The sequence below is a fragment of the Ammoniphilus sp. CFH 90114 genome, from assembly GCF_004123195.1.
Taxonomy (GTDB): Bacteria; Bacillota; Bacilli; order Aneurinibacillales; family RAOX-1; genus YIM-78166.
This window is the reverse complement of record NZ_SDLI01000039.1, coordinates 1-7,019: the sequence shown is the minus strand read 5'-3', so window position 1 is coordinate 7,019 and position 7,019 is coordinate 1. Positions and strand designations below refer to the sequence as shown.

The following is a 7,019-nucleotide window of genomic DNA, read 5'->3' as shown; positions in this document are numbered from 1 at the left end:
AGGTAAAGCACGAAAGTGCTTTGCCGATAGCGATTACTTTTGGACGGGTTATATATGTACATCGTTTACCCAGTATGGCAACGGATGGGGCTTGTTTCGAGTAAATCGACGATGTCTACAATCGCTATTGTTGCTATGATGGTCGGTTTTGCGGTTATCATCTATCTTTATCAACTTTGGCAGGACGAAGGGTTCAAACAGAGCAATTGGCGATCGTAGCGGTTCAGATTCGTGCTTCCTCAGATGACTGTACGCACGTTTCGGATGCTGAGGATGTCTAGGGAAACATAGAATCAGATAGACCTAGGTGAAAAAGTAGCATTATTAATCATAAATGGTATCAACAAGTCAGAGATTCGCGAGAACTGGTATTATATTTTAAGTATGAAGGACTGCTTTTTACTAGGCAGTCCTTTTCAACTTCTGAGACGTTAGGATCATTCTTTTTAGTTGATCAAAATACTTACGGAATTTCGGTGGAAAACCGGAAAAAGCAGGTGAAAGGGCCTCTCGGTTGAAATCTAGCCTTGCATTGCTTCGTACGAAATGGTACCGTCTTCTTTCTTTTAAGTGGAGTTTCCTTCCCTTATTACCCATTCTCAAATACATACAGCTTGCCGTTCTCTGCGGTCCTGAATTGAGGCCCCTTAAATCCTCTCTTCCGTAATTCTTTTCTGAACTCAAACATGAGTGCAGCATGTGCAACAAGAAGTACCTCTTGTTCTGGCTGTTGTTCGAGGTAGTCTAGGAAGGAGGAGATTCTCTTGTGTACGTCTGCTTTGGTTTCTTTGTAGGCGCGGTGTTTCACATACCACGAAAAGCGTACAAGCATAGCCCAGACCAAGAAAGGAAGCCTTCCTTGCCAAATCTCATGAAAGACTGGATAGTCTATCTCTCGTAAATCATTGTTTTCTATAATGTTTCCAGAGTAAATGGTTTGAGCTGTAGTGATCGCTCTTGGCATCGGACTGGAATAGCAGATCTTCCACTCTGTATCACCAAGTAGAGTGGTGGTAGTCTCTACAGCAGAACAGTCATAATCTATAAACCATTGAGTAAGCTCCTCTGGTGAGAGGGTTCTCTTTTCTGGTAAGCCCTTTAGGACTTTAAAATGGCGAACTAACCCGATTTTCATTTTCATTTTAAATCTTCCCCTTCGAATGTATGATTTACCAGCTCACGAGTTGAATGAATGAACCGGTCCAATTGGGGCCGGTTTTTCTCTTGGAAGAATAAAAGGTCAACCAGTGAAATCTCTGGTCAACCTATATGTAATTTATTTAATGAGAGTCAAATCGTATAGGGTATAGCTTCTCTCATTCAGGTACTTTTCTAGGAACGATAAGATCAGATGATTGGTAAGCTGATAAAAGTCATGAGGGTCTACTTTTGGATCTCTAACCACATAAGGGGTGCGATCAAGGTAATAGGGCTTCATCAAAGGATGATCCGTAAAGCTCATATGCTCATTGTGTGTCGTTCCCGTTATCGTTATATCGTAGGCATCGCCTTCAACGGCCTTTTCATATCGGGCTGCATATTCCTTAAATTGGTTGATGATCAGTTGTGGATCCATTCCTGGCGGTAAGGGAGGCAATTCAAATTCACCCTTTAGGTCCTTTGCATGGGCCTCCGTTTTAATAAAAGCGAAAGGTTTTTCCATCTTGCCGGTGGCAGCTGTAAGGCCGACAAAGGATCCATCCAAATTGATTGCTGCTTTAATTCTTGGTTCAACCTGCAAGGCTCTAGCTGCGGCCGCTCCGCCAAAGGAGTGACCGACGGCTGCAATCCTATCTAAATCAAATCGATTATAAAAATCTGGAGCATTCTTCGTGTTCTTCTTTTTATTTAATGCCTCTAATTGGTTAATGACGAATTGAAGGTCCTTCACCCATAACTCGTTGATGTTTTCGTCCATTTTTTTGAAGTCTGGAATATGGTGCACAGGGGAGAAAGGGATAAATCTCCCATCTTTAAATTCGGTTCCTTTCCCAAAGTGAGTATGATCTACACTAACTACGATAAATCCATGGCTTGCAAGTTCTCTCGTAATCGATTGGTACTCCCATCTCGCATTCGTAAATCCATGAGAAAATAAGACAACAGGGAATTTAGAAGCTTGGTTTGACAATATGCCTTCTTTATACGTTTGGGTGTCAACCTTATTTATCTCAGTGAACGGTTGATCCATACCAAATCGGGTTGTAAGACTCTCCATTCCCGTAACAGGAGAGGGGACATAGGTTTCCTTTTCTTTGCCATCCCCGCTATCGATAGGGTACCAAACTTGAACCATGAGCTCTCTGTGATCCTTAGGGTCTGCGGTAAAACCATCCTTTCTCGTAAGATCCAGCCAATCATAATTCGTCGTTCCCACTTGATATAAACCGGTAGTTTTCGGTAGGGTTACGACCTCGTTTACTTGAGCATGAACCGGTAGTCCACTAGAAATGATCGTAGCTGCCGCTATTACGCTGGCCATAATTTTCTTCATACAGCTTCCTCCTCCATACTTTCACTTTTGTGTTTTACTTCGTACTTCTTGGTAACTAGCATAATAAAAACTAAGCTAGCTTCACGCGCAAACATTGAAGGCATTCACCGCAAATTTTTGCGTGCCTCACGCATGAGGAAGAAAGGGATAAACCAGAAAATTCATCGGTTACTCGAAATTTGCGGGCGAACCCCGTTTTTTTGCCCGGAAAGCGTGGGTTGATTCATCTATAATGAATCGTAGAGGACAGGGTAAAGGGTGATGATGTATGGGGAGCTTTGAAGAGATCATCAGGAGGGTCAGTTGCTGAACCTGCCTGATCCTATTTATGTCATGGACTTACATAAACGAGTGTTTTGGGGAAACCACGCATTTGAAAAATGGGTGGGTCATGAGGAGGGAAATTTACAGGTTTCAGGCTCCAGGATGTCCACCTTGAACCGATCCTTTATGATGAAGATTTGCCGATTGCTTATTCGGTGTTCATGCCAAGAATACCGAGGTCAAGAGGGAGGAGTATGTGGGAATGAATGCCTTCAATTGTTTACAAACTTCAGCCCACTTCATTGTACACCTCCCAACTTATCCTACCTTCATTTTAATCGAATGGATGTAGCTGAAAAAGATAGATTTTAATATTTTCCTGATTTTACTTTTGAAGCTAAAAAACCCTATCCAGCCTTCAGTCGTGGATAGGGTTTCTATTTGCTTTCTGTTCACTTCGTGCATCCCCCTCCAATCATAAGGTAAAGCAGGGTACATTAAAGCTATAGTTGTAGAAGATCCTTACGATAAGATAGCATAATTAACCATTTTTTTACAAGATCCACGTAAGTCCATCCACTTGAACGGTTGATGCATATGATTAGAGTATATTTTGATAAAGGAAGGTGATAGGTTTGGGAATTTTAATTGCTGACTTGCTCGTTACCAAGGAGGCTTCTCCAAGTCAAGTTAGTCCAGGTGACACTATTACTTATTCTGTAAGGCTTACTAATCTAGGACCAAATACAGCGACAGGTGTAAAACTTACAGATGTGCTTCCTGCTGAGTTGGGTCTGGTTGAATTTTCAAGTTCATTCGGAACTTGCGTATTTACGAATAACGTCATTACTTGTGATATTGGAACGATGACACCAAGTGGCAATGTTCTTCTGACCATTTCGGCTAGGGTTGATGAAGATACACCTAGTGGAACATTTATTGATAACGTAGCCGTTGCGACGTCTAATCAGTTTGATCCTGACTTTCAAAATAACGTTGTCAGGCTGTCGACTTTGGTTACCTCCGACGACTAACAACGAGTTTTTCCAGTAGGCCTCATTGAATTCGCCTACGTGCGATGTTAATAGACCTCCTAGAATTGGGAGGTTTTTTACTTCATGTCGCTTGGAGGATCACTCCTTAGGAAGGGACTGACCCCATTTTTATGGTAAAACACGAAAGTGCTTTGCCGATAACGATTATTTAAATTGAAGGGTAAAAGGAAAGGCTTAAATTGAAGTTTTAAGAAAATATAAAGGATGTAGTTATAGATACAAACCATGAGAGTGATACAGAATAGAATATCGTAAAAATAAAATTAGGAAAGGACGAATGATATTGGGTATTAATAGACGAAAGAATGGAGCCATTCTTCAATTTTCTTCCGGATACTCAGATGTTTTGGTAGACCCTACGTCAGCTTTTCTATTTCCGATTATCAATCTTAGATCCAGTGCCGGTAATCCAGTGAATGCCTATGTACTAGGCTTTGGCTCTTCTTTTGCAACAACTTATCCTATTGACACCACGGTATCCATTCAGAGTCTAGTTATTCATGGATTTTCTTTTCCCGTTTCGCGTGAAGGTACCATTACCTCCATTTCTGCAACCTTCTTCTATAGTGGCTTTAATGAAAATCTTGAAGACGACACGGCTCGTGTGATCGCTGAACTTTATCATGCTCCTGCAGGTACAACCAACTTTCAACCGGTCCCTGGTGCACGCGTTGATCTAGGTCCTATTACGTCTACTACTTTAGGGACCCTGTTTAGTGGTTCGGAGTCAGTAGATTTCGATGTACAACTTGAAGACCGACTCTTAATGGCATTTTTTGCAGAAACTGACCATACCGGCACTAATAATTTAGAGATCCTAATAGCTGGAACGGCAAGTGGTTCGATTTCAATTAATTAACCAACGGTGCTCTCGATTCCTTCCAGAAAGGTTGAGCTGATAGCGGGTAAACAATTTAGCTGGCTAAAAGTCAGAGAGCTGAATCGAGAGAATCGATAATTTAACCTGGATATTGCGGAGGAAAAGAACTACAAATGATAAGTAAGGCGAGGAGAAGTAAAAATTTGGACTTTACTTCTGTCTCGCTAATAGAATAAGGTTGGTAGTGTAGTATAGAAATAGATGGAGAGGAGATCAGCATGTTCCGGTACATTACCCTAATCCTTTTGACTTTTTTCTTAACGACTTTTGCTAGTCCTTCCTATGCCGAAAAAACCAATTCCCCAATGATCCATGTTTATGTTGATGCTCTACCCGTCGAGTTTGATGTCAACCCTATCATCCAAAATGGAAGAACCCTAGTGCCTTTTCGAAAACTGGCAGAAACCCTAGATGTCCAGGTCGAATGGGATCATCAAACAAGAAGCATCTACGCTAAAGGGAAAGAAACGGAAGTGAAGCTTGTTATCGGAAATCCCGTAGCTTTCATTCATGGAGTTGAAGTTCCACTCGAGGCCCCTCCGATTATTGAGGGAGGGCGTACACTCATTCCGCTTCGATTTTTCAGTGAAGCATTCCAAGCAGATGTGAAGTGGGATCATGCTACGCGTGAAATACATATCATTTCACCAAAGAAAGAAATGAAAGTGTTGGGATACTATGCCCTAAAAAGTTGGGAGAGTTTATTTGGAGCCCCTCATCCCCATACCAGGATTGGGAATACCGATCTGATCTCTGATCTAGCCGTGGGTTGGTATAGTCTGGATGAAAGTGGAAATTTATTGCACAAGGATCCTGTAACCATGTGGGCAAAGCCTGATCAATGGGAGGATTTATTACAACAAGCCGAAAATTACTCTTTAAATAAAGAAATGACCGTCCTACTACCGGATACAGATCAACGAGCCTATCGTATTTTATCGAGTGAGGAGAACATGACTCGAGCGATCTACCAGCTCCTAGAAGAAGCCAAGTTGTTCGATGGAATCAATCTTGACATTGAAGGATTAGGGAGGTCCTCAGAAGGGGTAGAGGAGATTAAAAACCAATTCTCCTTATTTGTTCGCAAGCTTTCCGAAGAAATGAAGAAACAAAACCTAACGCTTACCCTAACCCTTCATGCTCCCAATAGTGCATTCAAAGGCTATGATTACAACGCCTTATCCCAATATGCCGATCGCATCGTGATTATGGCCTATGGCTATTCCAAAAAAGGGGAACCTGAGCCTATTCATAAAGTAATTGAAGCCGTAAAAATGGCAAAAAACAGTGCACCCGAAGGGAAATTTTTCCTGGGTTTGGATATGAATTCCGAAAATGAACAAACCTTACTAGCCAAACTGGGTGTTGCTAAGCAATACCAGTTAGAAGGCATTGCCCTATGGCGCTTAGGGCTGATTCAGCCTGCGGAGTGGGAAGTGTTAAAAAAACATATCACCAAATAAAATGATTCGGGTTTAAGGCCACTGTTGAATATACAGTGGTTTTTTCTTGTTGCTGGCTAATTAGCGTATCGAGATGCCAGGCTTTCCAAGTTGAATCCAGCGGGAGAATGCCTTCAAAGAGGTGAACGGCTAATCGAAGATGAAAACAGTCAAGGATGATTTACATANCGGGTTTAAGGCCACTGTTGAATATACAGTGGTTTTTTCTTGTTGCTGGCTAATTAGCGTATCGAGATGCCAGGCTTTCCAAGTTGAATCCAGCGGGAGAATGCCTTCAAAGAGGTGAACGGCTAATCGAAGATGAAAACAGTCAAGGATGATTTACATAGATTTGTCCAGCTTTCTACCTCCTGGTGGTCGAATGGCTGAAGCAGCGTTCCGTGACTAGTCTCTTTATTTATAACTATTACTGGTTTGTGACCTCGTAACTATCGTTCGTGAGTTAAGGAGGGGATTTCGTGAGTTTCAATTGGGTGGGAGATTTTTCTTTGGCTGAACGATCTTATTCATCTTAACTTATTTGAAAGAGTTCCACGTCCGTGAGTAAAATGGCTGATATCGTGAGAATATCGGGTTAATTACTTGGAATGGTTACAGTAAAGTGAGAATTCACATCGTAATCGTGAGAAAAAGAAGCAGATTCGTGAGCAATCTCCAAAATTCGTGAGATTCAGTCTAGGTCTTGCCCTCCTTTCACATGGAATACTCTTCACACTACCTTAAAAACAGATTACTAAAGGAAAAAAAGATTCAAACTCAAAAAAATGAGCGATAAGAACACGAGAGGATCCAGGTCTGTTTCATTCCTAGTCTAGCTTTTTAAAATTCTCATAAAAAAGAGCCGTGCAAACACCCTTAAATGA

The 7,019-nt window shown here is 41.6% G+C and carries 5 protein-coding genes; 3 read left to right on the top strand and 2 right to left on the bottom strand.

The window, feature by feature from the left end; translation table 11 throughout:
• Nucleotides 1-589: 589 nt before the first annotated feature.
• A complete protein-coding gene (locus tag EIZ39_RS26005; protein WP_240675956.1) occupies nucleotides 590-1,141 on the bottom strand; it encodes a histidine phosphatase family protein in 552 nt (183 codons plus the stop codon).
• A 135-nt stretch (nucleotides 1,142-1,276) separates the two neighbouring features.
• The gene (locus EIZ39_RS26000) at nucleotides 1,277-2,494 is read right to left on the bottom strand and encodes an alpha/beta hydrolase family protein (RefSeq protein ID WP_129204473.1); all 1,218 of its coding nucleotides are present in this window, start codon (nucleotides 2,492-2,494) and stop codon (nucleotides 1,277-1,279) included.
• Nucleotides 2,495-3,384: 890 nt separating this feature from the next.
• Here EIZ39_RS26000 and EIZ39_RS25995 point away from each other — a divergent pair.
• From EIZ39_RS25995 to EIZ39_RS25985, 3 genes are all read left to right on the top strand, one after another.
• Nucleotides 3,385-3,792, top strand: a complete 408-nt coding sequence (locus tag EIZ39_RS25995; RefSeq protein WP_129204471.1) for a DUF11 domain-containing protein — start codon at nucleotides 3,385-3,387, stop codon at nucleotides 3,790-3,792.
• 304 nt (nucleotides 3,793-4,096) lie between these two features.
• The gene (locus EIZ39_RS25990; RefSeq protein ID WP_129204469.1) at nucleotides 4,097-4,672 is read left to right on the top strand and encodes a hypothetical protein; all 576 of its coding nucleotides are present in this window, start codon (nucleotides 4,097-4,099) and stop codon (nucleotides 4,670-4,672) included.
• Between the two features lie 239 nt (nucleotides 4,673-4,911).
• On the top strand, nucleotides 4,912-6,156 hold the full coding sequence (locus EIZ39_RS25985; RefSeq protein WP_129204467.1) for a stalk domain-containing protein: 1,245 nt from the start codon (nucleotides 4,912-4,914) through the stop codon (nucleotides 6,154-6,156).
• The last annotated feature ends 863 nt before the right edge of the window (nucleotides 6,157-7,019 follow it).